The organism is Lelliottia sp. 489 (genome assembly GCF_050435885.1).
GTDB classification, from domain to species: domain Bacteria; phylum Pseudomonadota; class Gammaproteobacteria; order Enterobacterales; family Enterobacteriaceae; genus Enterobacter; species Enterobacter nimipressuralis.
The window spans coordinates 921,819-944,273 of the sequence record NZ_JBNDLC010000001.1; the positions used below are offsets into that span (position 1 = coordinate 921,819).

The 22,455-nt window shown below is 54.7% G+C and carries 24 protein-coding genes; 11 read left to right on the forward strand and 13 right to left on the reverse strand.

The genetic code is table 11. The features are described from left to right. Complete coding sequence (locus tag ABIE11_RS04675) at nucleotides 1-291, reverse strand: YebO family protein (protein ID WP_107703371.1); 291 nt, start codon at nucleotides 289-291, stop codon at nucleotides 1-3. Nucleotides 292-364: 73 nt separating this feature from the next. Then, a complete protein-coding gene (gene mgrB, locus ABIE11_RS04680; protein WP_100779813.1) occupies nucleotides 365-508 on the reverse strand; it encodes a PhoP/PhoQ regulator MgrB in 144 nt (47 codons plus the stop codon). A gap of 160 nt (nucleotides 509-668) precedes the next feature. Between mgrB and ABIE11_RS04685 the strand changes: the two genes are divergently transcribed. Continuing rightward, nucleotides 669-908 carry a YobH family protein gene (locus tag ABIE11_RS04685; RefSeq protein ID WP_100779812.1) on the forward strand — a complete coding sequence of 80 codons (240 nt, stop codon included), beginning with the start codon at nucleotides 669-671 and terminating at the stop codon, nucleotides 906-908. A 60-nt stretch (nucleotides 909-968) separates the two neighbouring features. Here the strand turns inward: ABIE11_RS04685 and kdgR are convergent, their stop codons facing one another. Beyond that, complete coding sequence (gene kdgR, locus ABIE11_RS04690; protein ID WP_100779811.1) at nucleotides 969-1,760, reverse strand: DNA-binding transcriptional regulator KdgR; 792 nt, start codon at nucleotides 1,758-1,760, stop codon at nucleotides 969-971. 178 nt (nucleotides 1,761-1,938) lie between these two features. Between kdgR and ABIE11_RS04695 the strand changes: the two genes are divergently transcribed. Next, nucleotides 1,939-3,312, forward strand: coding sequence for an MFS transporter (locus ABIE11_RS04695; RefSeq protein ID WP_100779810.1), 1,374 nt, complete (start codon nucleotides 1,939-1,941; stop codon nucleotides 3,310-3,312). A 54-nt stretch (nucleotides 3,313-3,366) separates the two neighbouring features. Here ABIE11_RS04695 and htpX read toward each other — a convergent pair whose 3' ends face one another. The 4 genes from htpX to ABIE11_RS04715 all read right to left on the reverse strand — a co-directional run bounded on the left by htpX (nucleotide 3,367) and on the right by ABIE11_RS04715 (nucleotide 7,791). Beyond that, complete coding sequence (htpX, locus tag ABIE11_RS04700; protein ID WP_100779809.1) at nucleotides 3,367-4,248, reverse strand: protease HtpX; 882 nt, start codon at nucleotides 4,246-4,248, stop codon at nucleotides 3,367-3,369. 193 nt (nucleotides 4,249-4,441) lie between these two features. After that, entirely contained in the window at nucleotides 4,442-6,490 is a 2,049-nt protein-coding gene (prc, locus tag ABIE11_RS04705) for a carboxy terminal-processing peptidase (protein WP_100779808.1), read from the reverse strand. Between the two features lie 19 nt (nucleotides 6,491-6,509). Then, nucleotides 6,510-7,196: an RNA chaperone ProQ gene (proQ, locus tag ABIE11_RS04710; protein WP_100779807.1), complete on the reverse strand. Its 687-nt coding sequence runs from the start codon at nucleotides 7,194-7,196 to the stop codon at nucleotides 6,510-6,512. 97 nt (nucleotides 7,197-7,293) lie between these two features. Next, nucleotides 7,294-7,791 (reverse strand): GAF domain-containing protein, encoded by a 498-nt coding sequence (locus ABIE11_RS04715; RefSeq protein WP_100779806.1) that lies wholly within the window; start codon nucleotides 7,789-7,791, stop codon nucleotides 7,294-7,296. 131 nt (nucleotides 7,792-7,922) lie between these two features. Here ABIE11_RS04715 and yebS point away from each other — a divergent pair, with 131 nt between their 5' ends. The 5 genes from yebS to ABIE11_RS04740 all read left to right on the forward strand — a co-directional run bounded on the left by yebS (nucleotide 7,923) and on the right by ABIE11_RS04740 (nucleotide 13,967). Then, nucleotides 7,923-9,206 carry a membrane integrity lipid transport subunit YebS gene (gene yebS / locus ABIE11_RS04720; RefSeq protein ID WP_100779805.1) on the forward strand — a complete coding sequence of 428 codons (1,284 nt, stop codon included), beginning with the start codon at nucleotides 7,923-7,925 and terminating at the stop codon, nucleotides 9,204-9,206. Next, on the forward strand, nucleotides 9,175-11,808 hold the full coding sequence (locus ABIE11_RS04725) for a PqiB family protein (protein ID WP_100779804.1): 2,634 nt from the start codon (nucleotides 9,175-9,177) through the stop codon (nucleotides 11,806-11,808). The genes yebS and ABIE11_RS04725 overlap by 32 nt, the downstream gene beginning before the upstream one ends. A gap of 75 nt (nucleotides 11,809-11,883) precedes the next feature. Beyond that, the gene (gene rsmF / locus ABIE11_RS04730; RefSeq protein WP_429184065.1) at nucleotides 11,884-13,326 is read left to right on the forward strand and encodes a 16S rRNA (cytosine(1407)-C(5))-methyltransferase RsmF; all 1,443 of its coding nucleotides are present in this window, start codon (nucleotides 11,884-11,886) and stop codon (nucleotides 13,324-13,326) included. A gap of 104 nt (nucleotides 13,327-13,430) precedes the next feature. Beyond that, nucleotides 13,431-13,670 carry a YebV family protein gene (locus ABIE11_RS04735; RefSeq protein WP_100779802.1) on the forward strand — a complete coding sequence of 80 codons (240 nt, stop codon included), beginning with the start codon at nucleotides 13,431-13,433 and terminating at the stop codon, nucleotides 13,668-13,670. Nucleotides 13,671-13,775: 105 nt separating this feature from the next. Continuing rightward, on the forward strand, nucleotides 13,776-13,967 hold the full coding sequence (locus ABIE11_RS04740; protein WP_100779801.1) for a YebW family protein: 192 nt from the start codon (nucleotides 13,776-13,778) through the stop codon (nucleotides 13,965-13,967). Here the strand turns inward: ABIE11_RS04740 and pphA are convergent, their stop codons facing one another. Further along, nucleotides 13,968-14,612 carry a protein-serine/threonine phosphatase gene (pphA, locus tag ABIE11_RS04745; RefSeq protein ID WP_429184066.1) on the reverse strand — a complete coding sequence of 215 codons (645 nt, stop codon included), beginning with the start codon at nucleotides 14,610-14,612 and terminating at the stop codon, nucleotides 13,968-13,970. Nucleotides 14,613-14,780: 168 nt separating this feature from the next. Here pphA and ABIE11_RS04750 point away from each other — a divergent pair, with 168 nt between their 5' ends. After that, complete coding sequence (locus ABIE11_RS04750) at nucleotides 14,781-15,722, forward strand: VirK/YbjX family protein (protein WP_429184067.1); 942 nt, start codon at nucleotides 14,781-14,783, stop codon at nucleotides 15,720-15,722. 405 nt (nucleotides 15,723-16,127) lie between these two features. Here ABIE11_RS04750 and ABIE11_RS04755 read toward each other — a convergent pair whose 3' ends face one another. The 3 genes from ABIE11_RS04755 to yobA are packed head-to-tail and all read right to left on the reverse strand — an operon-like array spanning nucleotide 16,128 to nucleotide 17,730. After that, nucleotides 16,128-16,466, reverse strand: coding sequence for a YebY family protein (locus tag ABIE11_RS04755; RefSeq protein WP_100779798.1), 339 nt, complete (start codon nucleotides 16,464-16,466; stop codon nucleotides 16,128-16,130). Nucleotides 16,467-16,481: 15 nt separating this feature from the next. After that, on the reverse strand, nucleotides 16,482-17,354 hold the full coding sequence (gene copD, locus ABIE11_RS04760) for a copper homeostasis membrane protein CopD (protein WP_429184068.1): 873 nt from the start codon (nucleotides 17,352-17,354) through the stop codon (nucleotides 16,482-16,484). Between the two features lies 1 nt (nucleotide 17,355). Further along, a complete protein-coding gene (gene yobA, locus ABIE11_RS04765; protein ID WP_429184069.1) occupies nucleotides 17,356-17,730 on the reverse strand; it encodes a CopC domain-containing protein YobA in 375 nt (124 codons plus the stop codon). A gap of 137 nt (nucleotides 17,731-17,867) precedes the next feature. On the opposite strand from yobA, the gene ABIE11_RS04770 reads away from it, so the two are divergent. The 3 genes from ABIE11_RS04770 to exoX all read left to right on the forward strand — a co-directional run bounded on the left by ABIE11_RS04770 (nucleotide 17,868) and on the right by exoX (nucleotide 19,552). Further along, the gene (locus ABIE11_RS04770) at nucleotides 17,868-18,098 is read left to right on the forward strand and encodes a DNA polymerase III subunit theta (RefSeq protein ID WP_100779795.1); all 231 of its coding nucleotides are present in this window, start codon (nucleotides 17,868-17,870) and stop codon (nucleotides 18,096-18,098) included. Between the two features lie 110 nt (nucleotides 18,099-18,208). Continuing rightward, nucleotides 18,209-18,865, forward strand: coding sequence for a nitrilase-related carbon-nitrogen hydrolase (locus tag ABIE11_RS04775; protein ID WP_429184070.1), 657 nt, complete (start codon nucleotides 18,209-18,211; stop codon nucleotides 18,863-18,865). A 24-nt stretch (nucleotides 18,866-18,889) separates the two neighbouring features. Next, nucleotides 18,890-19,552, forward strand: a complete 663-nt coding sequence (gene exoX / locus ABIE11_RS04780) for an exodeoxyribonuclease X (protein WP_100779793.1) — start codon at nucleotides 18,890-18,892, stop codon at nucleotides 19,550-19,552. Here exoX and ptrB read toward each other — a convergent pair. Both ptrB and ABIE11_RS04790 read right to left on the reverse strand, forming a co-directional pair. After that, entirely contained in the window at nucleotides 19,549-21,612 is a 2,064-nt protein-coding gene (gene ptrB / locus ABIE11_RS04785; RefSeq protein WP_429184071.1) for an oligopeptidase B, read from the reverse strand. The genes exoX and ptrB overlap by 4 nt on opposite strands. Before the next feature lie 87 nt (nucleotides 21,613-21,699). After that, complete coding sequence (locus ABIE11_RS04790) at nucleotides 21,700-22,350, reverse strand: tellurite resistance TerB family protein (RefSeq protein ID WP_102103977.1); 651 nt, start codon at nucleotides 22,348-22,350, stop codon at nucleotides 21,700-21,702. Nucleotides 22,351-22,455 lie beyond the last annotated feature (105 nt).

Genomic DNA, 22,455 nt, shown 5'->3' on the forward strand with positions numbered 1-22,455 from the left:
TTAGCGTTCAGCCACCAGACGAATGAAATCATCTTCGTCTTCGTTTACCACTGCTTCAGCGGCTTTTGGGACTTCTTTCTCTTCCGGCTCGTTAGCTTCGCACAGACGACGCAGCAACGCATTCTGGCGTTTCTGCTGATCAAGCAAGGCTTCCAGCAGTTCAATCTGCTCATCCGTGCGAGAACTGGCGCGATTCACAAAGAACCACAGCGCCAGGCCGATAATCATCACGACCAGAGAGATCGCCAGTGAGGCTACGTTCAGTAGCCCCGAATTCAGTAACTCACCCATTTTACCACCTCAATAAAAACGCCATTTTAGCACTGACGCAGAGGAAGGGTACCATCTGTTAGAAAAATGAATACTACCAGGGGATGAATTGATTTATTGCGCAAATGCCGCTAAAAAACTGTACATCCTGATCGCACATGACATTGATCGTCTGTGTCCACAAAATGACACAGGCAATCAGTACAACAACCAGAATTACCCAGCGAAACTTTTTCACTCCACACTCCGTCTTTTGACCTGATATGACCAGGTTATCACGGTTATCTTAAACAAGGGCTAACTGTACCTGCATCAGAAAATTTTCGGAATCATGCACTTGTTTCATAGAGTAAAACTATTACGCTTAATAGCATTATTAGCAAAAAAATGAGGCATTCATGCGCATCATTATTCGGACAATTATTGTCCTGGCCATTTTATGGATTGGTTTATTACTGACGGGATACGGCGTGCTGGTGGGAAGCACAGAAAATGCGGCAGGACTGGGGATTCAGTGTAAATATCTGACTGCCCGAGGCACCAGTACCGCGCAATATCTCCACAGCGACAGCGGAATTATTGGTTTATCAAACTGCCCGGTTCTGCGCAAAAGCGAGACAGTGATCGACAACGGATAAGTCGATTGACTCACGGATACAGAAACGCCGCATTTTCAGCGGCGTTTTTTATTGTTGAATTCAGAACGGATAGTCGTTGTAACCCATTTGTTCTGAAATCTTGCGTGCTGCGGTGTGCAGCATGGCAACATACTCGTGCAGACGCTCTTCAGAGAAGCGCAGCGTCGGGAATGAAATGCTCAGGCCTGCAATGACGACACCGAAGCGGTCAAACACTGGAACGCCGATACAACGCAGCCCCTCTTCCTGCTCCTGATTGTCTTCGCCGTAACCCTGCTCACGCACGTGATCCAGCACGGCCAGCAACTCTTCAGTGCTGGTGATAGTGCGCTCGGTGCTTCGTTTGTATTCCACACCTTCAAGGATCTCTTTGACTTCCTCGCGATCGCGCCACGCCAACAGCACTTTACCGATGGCGGTACTGTAGAGCGGGTTACGACGACCAATGCGCGAATACATGCGCAGGTTGTACATAGAGTCGATTTTATGGATGTAGACAATGCTGTCTTCATCCAGCGCGCCCAGGTGGACGGTCTCTTTCGTTAAGCGTGAAAGCTCGCGCATCTGAATGTCCGCGCTGCGGATCAGATCGACGTTTTGCAGCGCGCGGGCACCGAGTTCGAACAGTTTCAGGGTCAGAGAATATTTCTCTGATTCACCTTCCTGTGCGACATAACCCAGGGATTTCATGGTTTGCAGAAAGCGATAAACGGTGCTTTTTGACATCATCACACGCTGCGATAACTCTGTAATACCAATTTCGCGCTCTTCACCCAGCGCCTGTAAGATGCCAAACACCTTCAGCACGGAAGAAACAGAATCTGGCTGCTTATCCAAATCTGCGATTGCCATTTATCACCTCATTGAGAGTGTTTTATAAAAATCAGAACCGGTTTTTATTATAAATTCGTGACCGAGATGCTGCAATCAATCTGCGTTTACTTCGTTACAAATCTGCGACATAAAACCGAAATAACAGTGCTAAAATAGTGATTCTGATAATAATATCACTCTGAGCGTTTCATTTCCCATGGAAAAACTGTCCTCTGATGGCTTGCCCTTACCGCAACGGTACGGCGCGATCGCGACCATTATCATTGGTATTTCAATGGCGGTGCTTGATGGTGCCATAGCCAACGTGGCGCTCCCGACCATCGCCAGCGACCTGCACGCGTCTCCCGCCAGCTCCATTTGGGTGGTCAATGCTTACCAGATCGCCATCGTAGTTTCACTGCTTTCATTCTCGTTTCTCGGCGACATGTTCGGCTATCGCCGCGTCTACCAGTGCGGGCTGGTCGTCTTTACCCTGACCTCTCTTTTTTGCGCTCTGTCTGACTCGCTGCACACCCTGACATTTGCGCGTATTGCGCAGGGGTTTGGCGGGGCAGCGCTGATGAGCGTCAATACCGCGCTGATCCGCCTGATATACCCTCAGCGCCAGCTTGGGCGCGGGATGGGGATTAACTCTTTCATTGTCGCAGTCTCGTCTGCCGCCGGGCCGACTATCGCGGCAGCGATTCTCTCGGTGGCGTCGTGGCAGTGGCTGTTCCTGATTAACGTTCCGCTGGGGATTATCGCCCTGCTCTTTGCTCTGCGCTATTTGCCTGAAAACAGTGCTAAGAGCGCGATGCCGCGTTTCGATCTTCCCAGTGCAGTGATGAATGCCCTGACCTTTGGTCTCCTGATCACGGCGCTGAGCGGATTTGCTCAGGGACAATCACTCACGCTCATTGCGGCTGAAATCGTCGCGATGCTGATCATCGGCTACTTTTTCGTGCGCCGTCAGCTGGCGTTGCCCGTCCCTCTTTTGCCTGTTGATCTGCTGCGTATTCCGCTCTTTTCTCTTTCCATCGGGACGTCCATCTGCTCGTTCTGCGCCCAGATGCTGGCGCTGGTTTCGCTGCCCTTTTTCTTGCAAGGGGTGATTGGACGAACGGAAGTGGAGACCGGGCTGCTGCTGACCCCCTGGCCGCTGGCAACCATGGTGATGGCCCCGCTTGCGGGCTATCTCATTGAACGCGTTCATGCGGGTTTACTGGGTGCGCTAGGACTGGTGGTGATGGCAACCGGGCTATTCGCGCTGGCGATGTTGCCTTCTGCGCCAACGGATCTGGATATTATCTGGCGAATGGTACTGTGCGGAGCCGGTTTTGGTCTGTTCCAGTCACCGAACAACCACACCATCATTACTGCCGCACCGCGCCATCGCAGCGGCGGCGCCAGTGGAATGCTCGGCACCGCGCGCCTGTTAGGTCAAAGCTCTGGTGCCGCACTGGTGGCGCTGATGTTTAACCTTGCCGGGCAGAATGGCACACATCTGGCCCTGTTTACCGCCGGAACGTTGGCGACTATCGCCGCCATTATCAGCGGTCTGCGCGTGACGCAACCCCGAGCTCAGGCATAAAAAAAGCCGGGCGGCAATGTCTGCTCAACCCGGCTTCTTTCTCATACTGCTCGCTTACTTGATGTATTCCCCACTGCGCAGCGCTTCGATACGTTTATCCAGCGGCGGGTGAGTCATGAACAGTTCGCTCAGCGATTTCGATTTACCATTGATGCAGAATGCCATCATGCTGGTCGCTTCCTGCGGTTCGTAGCTGGTTTTCAGACGCTGAAGCGCAGCAATCATCTTCTCGCGGCCTACCAGTTTTGCCGAGCCCGCATCCGCATGGAACTCACGATGACGGGAGAACCACATGGTAATAATGCTCGCCAGAATACCGAACACCAGCTCCAGCACTGTCGCGACAGCGAAGTAAATCAGCGGGTTGCCGTTGCTCTCTTCACCTTCATCACGATTTCCGCCCATAAATCCGGCAGCAATCTGCGCCAGGATACGAGAGATGAAGATAACGAAGGTGTTTACCACGCCCTGAATCAAGGTCATGGTGACCATGTCACCGTTGGCGATGTGGCTGATTTCATGGGCAATAACTGCTTCCGCTTCGTCACGGCTCATGTTCTGCAACAGACCGGTGCTCACGGCCACCAGCGAGGCATCGCGGCGCGCACCGGTAGCAAAGGCGTTAATGTCCGGCGCGTGGTAAATCGCCACCTGCGGCATAGCAATACCCGCCTGGCGAGACTGTTGTGCCACCGTATTCATCAGCCACTGTTCCATATCGTTACGTGGCTGCTCGATCACTTCCCCACCGACCGATTTCAGTGCCATCCACTTGGACATCAGCAGCGAAATAAACGATCCACCAAAACCGAACAGCAGCGCCATAATCAGCAGACCTTGAACGCTGCTCGATTGGATCCCTGTCAGGCTTAGCACAAGCCCGAAAACCACCATAACCGCAAGGTTGGTGACCAGGAAGAGCGCGATTCGCATCATAATTTTCTTTTAACCTCTGTTTAACAAAACGCACTATGCGATTACCCACATCGTATGGGTATTGTGGCCATTTTCAAGGATTCAGGGGGCGTAAGTCACCAGAAAGACACAACTTTACATTGTTTATGGGCTTGCTGACGGGAGGATGCAGAACTAAAAAAAACAGGCACAATTTCTTGTGCCTGTTGAGGTGTTATTTTGCCGGAGCGGGCTGAACGGCGGGCTTGCTCTTTTCCTGGTTTGCCAGGTCGAGAGCGATATGCACCGTCTCATCCAGATACGGATCGGGCTCCTGGTAATCCTTCGGCAGGTCATCCAGGTTTTTCAGTAACGGCTTGCCTTCACGTTTAAAGCGATCGTTGATGCGTGCCAGACGCGTGGCATCATCTTCGTTGTTCTCTTTTTCACGCTGAGCGAAGTTAAGCGAGACGATATTCCGTTTTTCTTTCAGGGCATTAAAGCGAGCAATGTCCTTCATGATGTACTGGAATTCCGGATCTTTCGCGATGCGATCGTTATGCGCTTTCAGCAGCTCAGGACCAAACTGGGTCATGTCGCCCGCTTTTACGAAGGTGGCAGCATTAATGCTGTCCCACGGCAACGCGTTATCTTCAAACTTCTCGCCCGTTTCCGTCTCTTCGGTACCGGTCGGCATCATGATGTCCGGGGTCACGCCTTTACGTTGCGTACTGCCGCCATTCACGCGATAGAACTTCTGAATGGTGTACTGTACGGAACCCAGCGCAGGCCACTCAGGACGCAGCATCTGATCGTAAATACGGTTAAGGGAACGGTACTGCTGCACCGTGCCTTTACCGAAGGTTGGTTCACCCACAATCAGCGCACGACCATAGTCCTGCATCGCCGCGGCAAAGATTTCTGATGCTGAGGCGCTAAAGCGATCGACCAGCACCACCAGCGGACCTTTGTAGTACACGACACCATCGGTATCGGCGTCTTCACGCACTTTACCGTTGTTATCGCGAACCTGAACAACCGGACCAGATGGGATAAACAGGCCAGAAAGCGAAACCGCTTCGGTCAGTGCCCCACCGCCGTTGGTACGCAGGTCGATAATCACGCTGCTGACATTCTGCTTTTCAAGCTTCTGCAACTGGACTTTGACATCGTCTGTCAGGCCAACGTAGAAGCCCGGAATATCAAGCACGCCGACTTTTTCTTTGCCGACGGTTTTCACGGACATTTTCACAGCGCGATCTTCAAGACGAATGCGCTCACGCGTCAGGGTCACGATACGGGTTTTGGTGCCTTTACCCGCAGGCAGGATCTCAAGGCGAACCTTGCTGCCTTTCGGGCCTTTGATCTGCGCGACCACGTCATCCAGACGCCAGCCGATCACATCAACCATGTTCTGGCCCGTTTGACCGACGCCGACGATACGATCGCCTACGCTAATCGCTTTACTTTTCGACGCCGGGCCGCCTGCCACCATGGAGTTGATGACCGTATAGTCTTCATCCATTTGCAGCACCGCACCAATCCCTTCCAGAGACAGGCTCATCTCGGTATTGAATTGTTCAGTGTTGCGTGGGGAGAGGTAGTTCGTGTGCGGGTCGATTTCGTGAGCAAAGGCGGTCATCGCCAGGGAGAACACGTCTTCACTGTTGGTCTGTGCCAGACGACGAATGGCTGATTTGTAACGACGGGTCAGCGTTTCGCGGATCTCTTTCTCATCTTTACCGGTGAGTTTGAGGCTCAGCTCATCGAATTTCACTTTGCCGTCCCACAGCGCATTCAGCTCGGCTTCGTCTTTCGGCCAGGGCGCTTTGCTGCGGTCAAGATTAAAGTTGTCGTTGCCGGTAAAGTCCATTGGACGTTCCAGCACTTTCAGCGCGTATTGATAACGTTCAAAACGACGCTTCTGGGATAGGTTGTAGAGATCGTAGAACAGGTCGAGTTTACCGCTGCGCAGCTCATCGCCCACGTCGGTTTTACGTTTAGCGAACTGTTCAATATCACTGGCCAGCAGCACGTTGTGGCTGTAATCCAGCAGGTTCAGATACCGATCGAAAATCTTAGCCGAAAAGGCCTGATCGAGATCGAACTGACGATAATGTGAACGGGTGAAGCGCGAAGTGACGCGCTCACTGACCGTTGCGTGCTGGGTCTCTTCCTTTAAAACCGGGATTTGATCCGCACGCGTTATATCGTCCACTGCGAAGGCGTGGCCTGTTATTGCAAACAGGCCAGCCAGCGCGGTGATCTTAAAAAGAGTGTTCATGCCAGGCTTGGCCTCCGTTTCAGAACACCAGGTGTTCTGCGCGTACAATCATTGACATACCAGAAGTCAGCTGTACACGAACGCCATCTTTGGTGATTTCGAGTACGGTGGCGTCCATCGCATTGTTACCCGCTTTCACCTTCAGAGCCTGACCGACGCTCAGGGCGTTGATGTCAGAAACTGGAGTGTGGCGTTGTTCTTCGCGAGGCGCACGCTGTGCTTTAGCGGCTGGTTTATCAGCACGCGGTTTGCGATCGCTGTTCTCACTACGACGTGGAGCAGGACGCGGTTTACGCTCACGGCGAGGCGCTTCTTCTTGGCCATTTGCCGCAGCAGCTTCGCGTTTTTTCGCCTGCTGCTCAGCACGCTGTGCCTGAACACGCGCTTTGGCCTCTTCAAGCTGCTTACGTGCGTGCTCAACGTGCTGCTCGTCCAGCTCACCGCAAGGGTTGCCGTCGAGATCGACACGGGTCGCGCCCAGCTTGATACCGTAAAGGTAACGCCAGCTTGAAGTATAAAGACGTAAGGCAGAACGCAGTTGAGTTTTGCTGAGATTCATCTCACCCTCAACGCGCGCTACCAGATCCTGAAAAATACCAATTTTCAGGGGACGAGCTTCGCCTTCAGCAGTGAAACACTGTGGGAAACGCTCAGCCAGAAAGGCAATGACTTCTTTACTACTGTTCAACTTAGGTTGATTTTCCATGAAATTTCCTGATTACAACGGACGTTGCCAACTAGCCGCAGGCATGAACAGGCGACATTATAATGACGCCATCAGTAAATGCTACGTTATCCGTTGATTATCCTGCGACGCTCGCAAAGAATTTTTGATAATCGGTCGCGTTTAATACGTTTTCGAGATTAGCGACCAGTTCGCGCAGCCCTTGTTCGTCCTCGGCGCTAAAGCGTCCAAAGACCGTGCTGTCGATATCCAGTACGCCAATAATCTGATTTTTCACGGTCAGCGGCAGAACGATTTCGGAGTTACTCGCCGAATCGCACGCAATGTGCCCGTCGAAGGCATGCACATCTTCAACACGCTGAACCTGATTTTGCGCCACCGCAGTTCCACAAACACCACGCCCCACAGGGATCCGCACGCAGGCAAGCTTGCCCTGGAAGGGTCCGAGCACCAGCGTTTCCCCTTCCAGAAGGTAGAAACCAGCCCAGTTCACATCCGACAGACGCTCAAACAGCAGCGCACTGGTGTTGGCCAGTGTCGCTAAAAAACTGGTCTCACCTGTCATCAATGCCTGGAAATCGCGGTTCAAATCCGCGTAGAATTCTGTTTTGTTCATTAATCAATCACTTGGTTGTCGTACAAAAAAGAGAGCATAGCCTAATAAAATAAACATTAAATGCGCTCATTCTCAAGATGAATCCCAAGATGAGTTAATATAACGTTAATTAATCCTTTAATGCGCGACTGATGGCACTCAATACTCCAAGAATTACGCCGGCAAAAAAGATCACTGTCCACTCGGTCAGCGATGCGCTGCCTCGTGAACATTATCAGCGTTGTCCGCAGTGCGATACGCTTTTTATGTTGCCGAAGATGAAATCGCATCAGAGTGCGTATTGCCCGCGCTGCGACGCTAAAATTCGCGATGGACGCGACTGGTCTCTCACCCGTCTGGCGGCGATGGCCGTCACCATGCTCCTGCTGATGCCCTTCGCCTGGGGCGAACCGCTGCTCAAATTGTACCTGCTCGGCGTGCGTATCGACGCCAACCTGCTGATGGGGATCTGGCAAATGACCCAGCAGGGCGATCCTCTGACCGGCGCAATGGTGCTGTTTTGCACCGTCGGCGCGCCGTTAGTGCTGGTGGCTGCCATTGCCTATCTCTGGTTTGGCAATATTCTGGGCATGAATCTCCGCCCGGTCCTGCTGATGCTCGAGAAGCTCAAAGAGTGGGTGATGCTGGATATCTATCTGGTCGGCATCGGCGTGGCGTCGATTAAGGTACAGGACTACGCTTTTTTACAGCCCGGCATCGGCCTGTTTGCCTTTGTCGCGCTGGTATTACTGAGCATCATGACGCTGATCCATCTGAATGTGGAACAACTCTGGGAGCGCTTTTATCCTCAGCGCCCGGCGACGCGGCCTGATCCCAGTCTGCGCGTCTGCCTCGGCTGCCATTTTACCGGCCTGCCCGACGCACGGGGTCGCTGCCCGCGCTGTCACATTCCGTTACGTCTGCGCCGTAAGCAAAGCCTGCAAAAATGCTGGGCCGCACTGATTGCCTCCATCGTGCTGCTGCTTCCCGCTAACCTGTTACCGATTTCGATCATTTACGTTAACGGTGCGCGGCAGGAAGACACTATCATGTCGGGGATTGTGTCACTGGCGAGCAGTAACTTTGCCGTGGCGGGAGTGGTCTTTATTGCCAGTATCCTTGTGCCCTTTACCAAAGTTCTGGTTATGTTCACCTTGCTCATCAGCATTCAGTTTAAGTGTGAGCAAGGGTTACGCACGCGGATCCTGTTACTGCGGTTTGTGACCTGGATTGGCCGCTGGTCGATGCTCGATCTGTTTGTTATTTCGTTGATGATGTCGCTGATCAATCGCGATCAGTTACTCGCTTTTACCATGGGACCCGCGGCTTTTTATTTCGGCTCTGCGGTGATATTGACTATTCTTGCAGTGGAATGGCTGGATAGCCGCTTACTTTGGGATGCACATGAGTCAGGAAACGCCCGCTTCGACGACTGAAGCGAGAATTAAAACAAAACGCCGCATTTCGCCATTCTGGTTGCTGCCCGTCATCGCATTGATGATTGCGGGCTGGCTGATCTGGACGAGCTATCAGGATCGCGGCAATACCATCACCATTGACTTCCAGACGGCGGACGGCATCGTCGCAGGGCGTACCCCTGTGCGCTTCCAGGGCGTCGAAGTGGGAACCGTCGAGGATATCCGGCTCGGTAAAGATCTGAACAAAATTCAGGTTCGCGCCAGTATTAAAGCCGATATGCAAGACTCCCTGCGCAGTGATACGCAGTTCTGGCTGGTGACACCTAAAGCCTCTCTGGCGGGCGTTTCCGGGCTGGACGCGCTGGTCGGCGGGAACTATATCGGCATGATGCCCGGTAAAGGTGAGCCGCAGGACCATTTCACCGCGCTGGACACCCAGCCAAAATACCGTCTGAACAATGGCGATCTGATGATCCATCTGCATTCGCCGGATTTAGGCTCACTCAACAGCGGATCGATCGTCTACTTCCGTAAAATTCCGGTTGGGCGCGTGTATGACTACGCCATTAACCCCAACAAACAGGGCGTGACTATCGACGTCCTGATCGAGCGGCGCTTCACCGGCCTGGTGAAAAAAGGCAGCCGCTTCTGGAATGTGTCAGGCGTGGATGCCGACGTCAGTTTCAGCGGCGCGAAAGTGAAGCTCGAAAGCCTGGCGGCGCTGGTTAATGGGGCTATCGCCTTCGACTCACCGGAGAACTCTGATGCAGCCACTGCCGATGATAACTTCGGGCTGTACGCCGATCTGGCCCACAGCCAGCGCGGCGTCATTGTCAAACTGGCCCTCTCCGACGCCAAAGGGCTGAACGCCGGTTCAACGCCGTTAATGTATCAGGGGTTGCAGGTGGGCCAGCTCACCAAACTGACGCTGAACCCTGGCGGCTCCGTGACCGGCGAAATGACGGTGGACCCGAGCGTGGTCGACCTTCTGCGTGAAAAAACGCGCATCGAGTTGCGGAACCCGAAAATCTCGTTGAGTGACGCCAGCATCAGCAGCCTGCTGACGGGCAGCACCTTTGAGTTGATCCCAGGGGAAGGCCAGCCTAACAACAATTTCGTTATCGCCCCCGCCGATAAAGCCTTACTGCAAAAACCCGGCGTAATGACACTGACCCTGACGGCACCTGAAAGCTACGGTATCGAAGCCGGTCAGCCGCTGATTCTGCACGGCGTGCAGGTCGGCCAGGTTCTGGAACGCAAGCTGACGGAAAAAGGTGTCACCTTCTCCGTCGCCATCGATCCGCAATACCGGGATCTGGTACACGGCGACAGCAAATTTGTGGTTAACAGCCGGGTAGACGTTAAAGTCGGGCTGGACGGCGTCGAGTTCCTCGGGGCCAGCGCCAGCGAATGGATCAACGGCGGCGTTCGTATTCTGCCTGGCCAGAAAGGTGAGATGCGCGACAGCTATCCGCTGTACGCCAATCTGGACAAAGCAATTGAAAACAGCTTAAGCGATATGCCGACCACCACCCTCACCCTGCGCGCCGACACGCTGCCGGACGTGCAGGCCGGGTCCGTGGTGCTGTACCGCAAGTTTGAAGTGGGCGAAGTGATCACCGTGCGCCCACGCGCCGACGCGTTTGATATCGAACTGCATATTAAACCGGAGTACCGCAATCTGCTGACCGCCAACAGCGTCTTCTGGGCCGAAGGTGGCGCGAAAGTGCAGCTTAACGGCAGCGGCCTGACCGTGCAGGCCTCTCCCCTCTCCCGCGCGCTGCGGGGTGCCATTAGCTTCGATAATTTAAGCGGTGCAGGGGCCAATCAGCGCAAAGGCGATAAACGCATTCTCTATCCATCAGAAACGGCGGCGCGCGCAGTGGGCGGCCAGATTACGCTCCACGCCTTTGATGCAGGCAAACTCTCTGAAGGGATGCCGATTCGCTATCTGGGCATTGATATCGGGCAGCTCCAGAAGCTGACCCTGATTACCGCGCGTAACGAAGTGCAGGCCACTGCGGTGCTGTATCCGGAGTACATGCAAAACTTTGCCCGCAACGGCACGCGCTTCTCGGTGGTGACACCGCAGATCTCTGCCGCCGGCGTTGAGCATCTCGATACCATTCTCCAGCCGTACATTAACGTCGAGCCGGGAAACGGTAACGTGCGCCGCGACTTTGAGCTGCAGGAAGCGACCATCACTGACTCGCGCTATCTGGACGGGCTGAGCATTGTGGTCGAAGTCCCGGAAGCTGGCTCAATGAGTATCGGCACGCCGGTGCTGTTCCGTGGAATTGAGGTGGGTACCGTCACCGGCCTGACGCTGGGAACTCTGTCAGATCGCGTGATGGTGGGTCTGCGCATCAGCGAGCGCTACCAGCATCTGGTGCGCAACAACTCCGTCTTCTGGCTGGCATCGGGATATTCCCTCGATTTCGGTCTGACCGGCGGCGTGGTGAAAACCGGGACCTTTAATCAGTTCATTCGCGGCGGGATCGCCTTTGCGACTCCACCAGGCACACCGCTCGCACCGAAAGCGCAGCCGGGCAAACACTTCCTGTTGCTCGAAAGCGAACCGAAAGAGTGGCGTGAATGGGGCACCGCGCTGCCACGTTAATCATCAGCTCCGGTGTCAACGCACCGGAGCCTTTATGGTACACTGCGCGCCTTATCTACTCCCTGTGGTACGCCCGTGGCTCAACATTCTGCTTTTCTTCCTGACGAATTCCTGGCGCAAATGCGCGAGGCACTTCCCGCTCATCTCTCAATGGATGATTTTATCGCCGCCTGCCAGCGTCCGCTGCGTCGCAGCATCCGCGTCAATACGCTTAAAATCAGCGTGGCCGATTTCCTGGCACTGGTTTCGCCCTACCGCTGGCAACTGACGCCGGTGCCCTGGTGTGCGGAAGGATTCTGGATTGAGCGTGATGACGAAGATGCCCTGCCGCTGGGAAGCACCGCCGAACATCTAAGCGGGCTGTTTTATATTCAGGAAGCCAGCTCTATGCTGCCCGTTGCCGCGCTGTTTGCCGACGAAAATCAGCCACTGCGCGTGATGGACGTGGCGGCCGCACCAGGGTCTAAAACCACACAGATCGCCGCCCGCATGGGTAATCAGGGCGCAATTCTCGCCAATGAGTTTTCGGCGAGCAGGGTAAAAGTTCTGCACGCGAATATCAGCCGCTGTGGGATCAGCAACGTCGCCCTGACCCACTTCGATGGCCGTGTCTTTGGTGCCGCCGTGCCAGAATCTTTCGATGCCATCCTGCTGGACGCCCCGTGCTCGGGCGAAGGCGTGGTGCGTAAAGATCCCGATGCGCTTAAAAACTGGTCTGTCGCCAGCAATCTTGAGATCGCCGCCACCCAGCGCGAGCTGATTGACAGCGCCTTTCATGCTCTGCGCCCGGGCGGAACACTGATTTACTCCACCTGCACCCTGAACCGCGATGAAAACGAATCCGTGTGCCTGTGGCTAAAAGAGCAGTATCCGCAGGCCGTCGAATTCCTGCCGCTGAATGCGCTTTTCGAGGATGCCAAAGCGGCGCTGACTCCCGAAGGTTTCCTGCACGTGTTCCCGCAGATTTTCGACTGCGAAGGGTTTTTCGTCGCGCGACTGCGTAAAACAGCGGCGATCGACGCCTTACCGGCACCTAAATTTAAAGTTGGCAATTTCCCGTTCGCCCCGCTGAAGGGCCGTGAAACCGCGCAGATTACCGAAGCGGCACAAAAAGTCGGCCTTCACTGGGAGGAAAACCTTCGCCTGTGGCAGCGCGACAAAGAGATCTGGCTCTTCCCGGTCGAGATCGAACCGCTGATTGGCAAAGTGCGCTTCTCCCGTATCGGCATGCGCCTGGCCGAAGTGCATAACAAAGGCTATCGCTGGCAGCATGAGGCCGTTATCGCCCTCGCCGGTAGCGACAATACGTTTGAACTGACCCACAAAGAGGCAGAAGAGTGGTATCGCGGCCGCGACGTCTATCCGGAACAGACGCCACCGACTGACGAAATGATCGTCACTTATCAGGGCTTCCCGCTGGGTCTGGCGAAGAAAGTCGGCTCACGCCTGAAGAACAGCTACCCGCGTGAACTGGTTCGCGATGGTCGCCTGTTTACCGGTAACGATCTCAGCGATTAAAAAACAGCACATTTTCACTGGCACTTTTGCTCTCCTGCACTACGCTGAAAAATGGGCGACAACACTGGTCGTACCAGATTTTCAGCAAACCTGCGGAGAGCATTATGACGAAAACCAGCGTGCGTATTGGCGCTTTTGAGATCGACGATGCAGAATTGCGCGGCGATAATCAGGGCGATCGAACGTTAACCATTCCCTGTAAATCCGATCCCGATTTATGTATGCAGCTTGATGCCTGGGACGCTGACACCAGCATTCCGGCTATCCTGGATGGCGAACATTCCGTGCTATACCGTGAACATTACGATCAGCAGTCCGATGCCTGGGTCATGCGCCTTGCCTGATGCCAATAGAACCCGCCCGAAGGCGGGTTATTTATGCCCCTCGATTTCCCCTGCGACAAATCCTCCCCTACACTAACCATTCGGAAGCCAGATTCAGAGGATGAGATGTTCGCACTGGTACTGTTTGTTTGTTACCTGGACGGCGGCTGCGACGACATCGTGATTGATGTCTACAACACCGAGATGCAGTGTGTTGCCTCGAAAAAAGAGCAGCGAATTCGTCACGGCGGTTGTTACCCTGTCGAGGAGTTTATCGATAGCTTCTGGACACCGGCTCAGGAGTACAGTGACTTTTAGCTACTGGAGCTGGGCGAGCGTCAGCGTGCCGCCAAACACGGCGCCGGTGTCGATATAGTGCATATTGTCGAAATCACAGCGCTTCGCAAGCGGCGTGTGACCAAACCAGAAATGATCCGCGCCGCTAATCCCTTCACCTTTGCCCGCCATCAGGCCCGTTAACCGCGAGCGATCCCACAGCACACGGTGCTGACTGACGGGCTTACCGCGAAGATAAGTGTCCGCTGGGTAATCGGCATGAGCCACCACATTTATCCCGCGGGTGCAGATTATTTCAATAATTAGTGGTAATTGCCGGCACGCATCGAGCAATGCAATGGCGTCTAATTTTTGCGGGTTCGTCAGACGGGAAAACCATATACCCCCATTGAGGGTCCAGAGAGCAAAATCGTTATTACTGAGCGCGTCAATCGCCATTTGCTCATGATTCCCCCGCACCGCGCGAAACCATTTTTCGCGTATGAGTTGCAGAGATTTAACGCTCTCCGGCCCGCGATCAATCAGGTCGCCCACCGAAATAAGTAAATCCTCATAGGGATTAAAATGGCGCTGTTTTAATTCATCCATAAGCGGGTGGTAGCAACCATGAATGTCGCTCACGACCCAGATATGACGCCACTGTTGACCATCAAGTATTTGGTACATAGCCCCTCCATAAAGAAGTATAGCGAATACCCGATTTTCGGGATCTGGCGTCATAATGTTGCTAACTTCAATCGAAATTAAACGAAGCCGAAATAAAGGTTTAGCAACTCTTAAATCGTTACATCCTGGCCCTTAGAATAGAATCAGAATTCTTAAGAGGTCACCATCGTGTCGAACACCAGCCTGCAAATTGATGTGCCAGAGGCACAGCCTGCCAATATTATTTCCTCTCTGACAACGGGTCAGCTTATCCCTGGCCCAATCTGGAGAAAGCGCGATTATCGGATTAAGTTCTTTCTGCGCTCACTGCTGTTCTGGTCTTCGACAAACCGCATGCTAAGTGCGCTGGCTCATCGCGCCGATTTTGACCGTTTGCTGGCAGCGCAGGTCACCCTGCCGAGCAAAACCCATCGTCAGTACCTGACGCGCGGGATAAATGCTAATCAGCGTGCCGAGGCGATCGTCCGCCACTATGAGTGGATCGATGCCCTGCCGGATACCCGTCTGGCCAATGCGTTCACTCATCCGGTGGCTCAGCCGGTGGTTCACTTCCAGGCCAAAGATGACGCGCGCTACAGCGTTTATGCCTCATCCGCCAGCAAAGCGGAGCGCGAAGGTGAAAGCACGCTGTGGCTGCGTGATGAAGAGGACACCCTGCTGGCAAGCCTGACCTTCAGCGTGGTTCCTGAGGGCGAGCATTCGGCGCTGGTCGTTGGTGGACTGCAAGGCCCACGTCGCGGAGTGACGCGTGAAACGATCAAGAAAGCGACCCGCGCCTGCCACGGCCTGTTCCCGAAACGGGTGCTGATGGAGGTCATTTTTAACCTCGCCGCTCATAGCGATATAAAATCCATTTACGGCGTCAGCGACGAAGGGCACGTCTTCCGCGCCCTGCGCTATCGCCTGAGCAAAGGCCGTCATTTCCACGCCAGCTACGACGAATTCTGGGCCTCTATCGACGGACAGAAAGTCTCCAGCTTCCGCTGGCAGTTGCCGCTGCAGATGGAGCGTAAATCTCTGGAAGAGATTGCCAGCAAAAAACGCGCAGAATATCGCCGCCGTTTTGGCCTGCTGGATGAAATTGCCGATGCGATTAACGCTCGCTTTTAATCTGTGTGGTGGCGTTCGCCTTCGCACAAAAATTTAACAAAACCGCCAAAAAGCGCTGGACTTTCGCCCGTCTGATTGTGGTATGGTTAAATCAGAGGCGCAGGACGTTCCTCATCTGTCATGAGTGAGAGCAGGAAAAGACTTTTACTTTCATGCAGATAAAAAGAGACCGAATACGATTCCTGTATTCGGTCCAGGGAAATGGCTCTTGGGAGAGAGCCGTGCGCTAAAAGTTGGCATTAATGCAGGCTCAAGTCGCCTGACACTTTAAGAATAGATGACGACGCCAGGTTTTCCAGTCCGCAGCAAAAGTGGCCAGAAAATTTCACGTTCGAGCATCCTGAAACGAAAAAACCGCAGTACTTCCTGTAAGAAGACTGCGGTTTTTTTATTGGAAAGCAGAGACTAGCACAGCGTCTCAGCTCGCTCGATAAAGGGTGCAAGACTCATCTTCTGGCTCGGGTTTTGCGGGTCGTCAATCTGGATGATACTGATAGGCTGACCGTTGCTTTTGCCGCTGGCGACCTGCTTCTCGGCGACGTCATTCAGCGGATACTGCACCAGCGTGCTCGGGTTGATGGCGTACAGCGCATGGCCCGGACGGCAGGTCAGCATCACCTCTTCACGGTTAAAGGCCCATTTGTCTTTACCCACCTCGAAGCGACTCACGGTAATCACCTGCGGGGCGGCAAACGCGGAACCGGCGCACGCCAGCAATACGAGAGAAAGGACTGTTTTTTTCATACGTTTTAAACCTTGTCAGAAAGGCTCCCAGGTCGCGAAAAGACTGACGATTGCCAGCACCAGCGCGCCCAGAACCACCTCAGCCTGTGTCATCCAGATAAAGAATTGTTGTTCGCGCCCCGATTCAGGACGAAATCGTGGCACCAGAAAATACCGATTCAGCAGCGCAATTACCACCATCATCGCCACCAGCGCACATTTCAACAACAGCAGTTGCCCGTATTCCGTGCGCCACGGCCAGTTCAGCCCGAGGATCAGCAGCATATTGATGACCCCGGTCAGGATCACACTCGCCACAGCATAATGTCCCACGCGGGAAAAACGCATCATGGTATAGATAGCCGGAACGCGCCAGCGCCCTTTCGCCAGCCGCATACAAAAGACGAGTGGCAGTAATGCGCCCACCCAGGTGGCTGCGCTGAGCAGATGGACTGCGTGGTTCAGGCGCTGCACGATCCCCGCAACTCCATCACGCATCGCCGCATGGCCGACTCCCGCCAGCAAAATAAACTGGCCGATAGCAAGCAACAGCAGCAGGCGCGCGCTTTTCGCGGGTGCGATCCAGGCCGCGCAAGCGGTCAGGACCGCAAAGACGATTTGCCACAGCCAGACGCCGCCAAAGCGGGTGCTGGCCACTGCGTGCCAGATCTGCGGCTGGATAACATCGCCCCAGCCGTCGCCCATCAGCCCGCCCTGCACAGCCAGCATCAGCAGCGCCGCCGACAAACTCACCAGCGCCGCGATCTTTTGCTGCCACTGGAAGCGGCGCGTCATCAGCCGTTGCAGGGAAAAGGGAGCCAGCCACGCGCTGTAAAACGCATTGCCAAAAATCAGCATCAGCGCCGCAAAATGGATAAAGCGCAGGGCGACGTAACTGAACGCCAGCATGTTATTTCACGCTAAAGTGATAACTGCCTTTGGTTTTGTGGCCGTCGACCGAAACGACATGCCAGTCCACGGAATAGGTCCCCGGCGTTAATGCCTGTTCGAGGGGAACAATCAGCTGGGTATTGTCATTCTCTGCGCGCTTCACGACACCGGTTTTAACGACCTGCTGTTTATCGCCGGTGATCGACACGCCGCTAAATTTCGGTTCGATGCCTTCCGAGAAATTGAGCGTCAACGCCTGCGGCGCAGCCGTCACCGCCGCATCGGCGGCCGGATACTGATGTTTCAGGTGGGCATGAGCCAGTGCAGCAGGAGCCGTTGCGACGGAAAGCAGAAATGCCAGAGCGCAAGCCGCGCGGGATGCGGTGAATACCATATCAATCATTCCTTTTGGTTATGTCTATATGACAGAGGATAACGCTGTATAATATCGGAGTCGAGGACGATCCTGCGCAGGCTTGTCAACGCAGGGTAACCGCGGTAACGTTGGCGCCGCATAAACAGGAGAAGGCAATGAACATTAATCTGGCTACCCTCCCCCAGGATGAGATGGACAAAGTGAATGTCGATCTCGCCGCTGCGGGCGTGGCATTTAAAGAGCGCTATAACATGCCGGTGATCGCCGAAGTGGTTGAGCGCGAACAACCCCCTCATTTGCGCGACTGGTTTCGCGAGCGCTTGATCGCCCATCGCCTGAAATCCGTGACCCTGTCGCGTTTGCCGTACGAACCTAAAGTTAAGTAAACCCGGCGCGTCGTTACATTTCCTTACATGGATTATGGCAGGATAAGAAAACCCTGAAGTATTCAGGTGTATTATCAATAACCCTGCGACTAGTGTATAAGGAAGTCACGATGTCCCAATGGAATATTGCCGCCGCGCAGTATGCCTCCCGGCATAATTGCATCGATGCCCACATGCAGCATCATCTTCGCTTTATCGACGCTGCTGCCCGCCAGCAGTGCAATCTGCTGGTTTTCCCTGAGCTTTCACTGACCGGCCCTGCCACAGATAACACCACCTTACCCGAACCGCCCAGCGAACAGGCCCTGCTGCCACTAGTTGACGCCGCGCACGCCCTGGCAATCACGGTGATTGCAGGTATTACCCTTGATACCGACGGCGCACGTAAGAAAGGTCTGGCGCTCTTTTGCCCTAATCAACGCCAGCCCATGCGTTACCCGCAGGGCAGCGGCGCGTGTCTGATCCCCGGCGATCCGCAGCTGACGATTGTTGAGGGGAAAACGGAGCTGCTGAATATCGATCCGCTGGCTGCGCTGTATACCTGCAGCCAGGCGGTAGGCGAAACGCGCTGGCGAGACGCTATCAACCGCCTGCAACGCTTTGCCCATAAATATGCGATCACGGTACTGATGGCGAATTCAGACGGGCACAGCGCGCTGTGGGATTCGAGCGGCCAGCTCATTGTTCGCGCGGATCGGGGCGAGCTGTTATTAACCGGAACATGGGGTAAGCAGGGTTGGCAAGGTGATATCATTCCATTACGCTAACGTTTTTACGGCCAGGAGTGAGCCATGCTGCGTGTAATCGACACCGAAACCTGTGACCTTCAGGGCGGGATTGTAGAGGTGGCGTCTGTTGACGTTATTGACGGACAGATCGTCAATCCCATGAGCCATCTGGTTCGGCCTGACCGCCCTATCAGCGCGCAGGCGATGGCTATCCACCGCATCACAGAATCGATGGTGGCCGACAAACCCTGGATTGAGGATGTCATCCCGAACTATTTCGGCAGCCAGTGGTACGTGGCACATAACGCCAGTTTCGACCGGCGCGTGCTGCCGGAGATGCCAGGCGAGTGGATTTGCACCATGAAACTGGCGCGTCGGGCGTGGCCGGGGATTAAATACAGCAATATGGCGCTGTATAAATCCCGTAAGCTCAGTGTGAAAACGCCGGAAGGTTTGCACCACCACCGTGCCCTGTATGACTGCTATATCACGGCGGCGTTGCTCATTGATATCATGAATACCACCGGCTGGACGCCGGATGATATGGCGACCATTACCGGCCGTCCGGCGCTGCTGACCACGTTTACCTTTGGTAAATACCGCGGCAAACCGGTGTCCGAAGTGGCTGAGCGCGATCCGGGCTATCTGCGCTGGTTATACAATAACCTCGACCGCATGAGCCCGGAGCTGCGCCTTACGCTTCGTCACTACCTCGACGACGCTTAATCAGTCGCAACATGGCCTGGCAGCGTCTCCTGCGCCAGGCCAATCAGAAAGGCATACTCCAGCGCCACCCCTTCATAAGATTTAAATCGCCCCGATTTCCCGCCGTGGCCGGAATCCATATCCGTACACAGCAGCAGCAGATTATCGTCCGTTTTCAGCTCCCGCAGTTTTGCCACCCATTTTGCCGGTTCCCAGTACTGCACCTGCGAATCGTGCAGGCCCGTCGTCACCAGCATGTGCGGATAGGCTTTCTCTTCGACGTTGTCGTAGGGGCTGTATTCCTTCATATAGCGGTAATAGGTTTCGTCCTGCGGATTGCCCCACTCTTCAAATTCACCTGTGGTTAACGGAATGGATTCGTCGAGCATGGTCGTGACGACGTCGACAAACGGCACCTGCGCGACGATGCCTTTAAACAGCTCGGGACGCTGGTTAATAACCGCCCCCATCAGCATGCCGCCTGCGCTGCCGCCCATGCCAAAGCACAGGTGCGGATCGCCGTAACCCTGCGCAATCAGCCCGTCGCACACGTCGAGATAGTCGTTAAAGGTATTTTTCTTCTTCAGGAATTTCCCCTCTTCGTACCAGTGCTGCCCCAGCTCGCCGCCGCCGCGCACATGGGCAATGGCGAAGACAAATCCCCTGTCGAGCAGGCTCAGCCGGCTGCTGCTGAAATCTGCGTCCATGCTGGCACCGTACGAGCCGTAGCCGTACACCAGCATCGGATTTTTACTCTTGTGGAAATGATCTTTGTGATACACCAGCGACACCGGCACTTCCACGCCGTCGCGCGCGGTGATCCACAGGTGTTCGCTGCGATAGCAGCTGGCATCGAAACCTGCCACTTCAGCCTGTTTCAGCACGCGCCGCTGCCCAGTATTCATATCGAGTTCAAACAGCGTGTCGGGAGTGGTCATCGACGAATAGCCGTAGCGCAGCCGCGACGACTCCGGCTCCGGGTTGTAGCCAATCCAGGTGACATAGGCCGGATCGTCAAAGGCTATGCCCACCACTTCGCGGGTTTTGCGGTTGATCTGGCGAATACTGGTCAGCCCTCGCTGGCGTTCTTCCACCACCAGCCAGTCGGTGAACAGGGTGAAACCTTCGAGCATCACCTGCTCGCGCGCCGGGATCAGCATTTCCCATTTGCGTTCATCGCGCACTTTGGTTTTATACAGGCCAAAGTTTTTGCCCTCGCGGTTAGAGCGCAGGTAGAAGGTGTGCTGGAAATGGTCGAGGCTGTACTCGTGATCTTTGCGGCGCGGCAGGAAACAGAGCGGCTGCGCGTCGGGCAGTTCCGCGTCCAGCAGCAAGACTTCGGTGGTCGTCGCACTGGCCAGCGAGATAATCACATAGTGGCGCGAAGTGGTTTTATGCAGGCTGACGTAGAAGGTTTCGTCTTTTTCCTCGTACACCAGCTCATCGTTGCCTGAAGATGTGCCCACCGTGTGCCGCCATACCTGATAAGGCAGCAGCGTTGAGGCATGCTTTTTAACGTAATAGACGGTTTCGGAGTCGTTCGCCCAGACAAAATCAGACGAGACGTTATCCAGCATTTCCGGATACCAGTTTCCGCTTTCCAGATTACGAAACCGCAGACCGTACTGGCGGCGTGACAGATAATCCTCTGCCAGCGCCATAATGGTGTTATCAGGCGAAATACCTAGCCCACCGAGCGTATAGAACTCACTGTGCGCCGCGCGCTGATTGGCATCGAGCAGCGTCTCCCACTCATCCCATTCGGCGCTAAGCACCGATTGACGCTGGTAAATCGCATACTCACTGCCCGGCTCGTAGAGATGGCGATAGCGGTAGCCGTTTTTAGTCCAGGGGGCGGAAATATCGCGCTGTGGCACGCGCGCCACCATTTCACCGAGAAGGCTGTCCTGAAGCGCCTGCTGTGAAGACATCACCTTTCGACCGTAGTCATTTTCCTGATGCAGGTAATCAAGCACTTCTGGCTGCGAGCGATCGTCGTCCCGCAGCCAGTAGTAATTATCGATGCGCGTATCACCATGGGTGGTGATCGCTTTGGGAATGCGTCGGGCTTTTGGCAGCATGTCAGTTTTTCTTTTTGGTTTTACACCCTATAAGGGTGGCAAAACACACGCACGATGCAAGCGAAACGTGACAACCGCCGAATATTACTAGCCCGGTAATGCCTGTTTTTGCTGCTTAATATCCTGTTCAATCCCGTCGCGTACGTCCTGCGGAATTTTCAGCGCGTCGCCGAGCGCGTTCAGATAGCTGCGCTCCATAAAGTGATCGATATCGATGGCCGCACAGCTCAGGAAATAGAGCTCCAGCGCCTCTTCCTCGTTTTTCACGCTCTGCGCCAGACGCATCGGGTCGAGCGGTTGTTCAATCGCCTGCGCCACCAGCGCCCGCCCCTGCGCCTCGACGCCCGCTTCCCGCATCTGCTGTTCGATGGCGGCGCGTTCATTATCGTCGATATGACCGTCACTTTTGGCGGCAAACACCAGCGCCAGGATCAGCCGTTCAGTGCGCACATCCAGCGACGAGGCCTGTTGACCAAACTGCGGCTCGTCCTGATGGGCAGTGCGTACTCTGTCTTTATACTTGTTCCACAAAACCGTTCCGGCGATTGCCCCGCCGCCCGCCAGCAGTGCGCCGGTGCCGTATTTCGCCAGCAGTTTGCGGGAGGATTTATTGGCGACCAGCAGACCCGCCAGCCCGCCGAGCGCCCCCGGCACCAACAGCTTGCTCAGTCCTTGCTCACTGGACGACGACGCTTTCTGACCTAACATGGACTGCAGTTGATTCAACCAGCCTGACATAATATTCCTCACTCTACGGTTCGTTATGGTTACAGCCTATGCGAGGCGATGTCAGGAAATGTCTGCCCGCACTAAAGAAGCGCAAATTTCCCCCTGCGCTCAGGA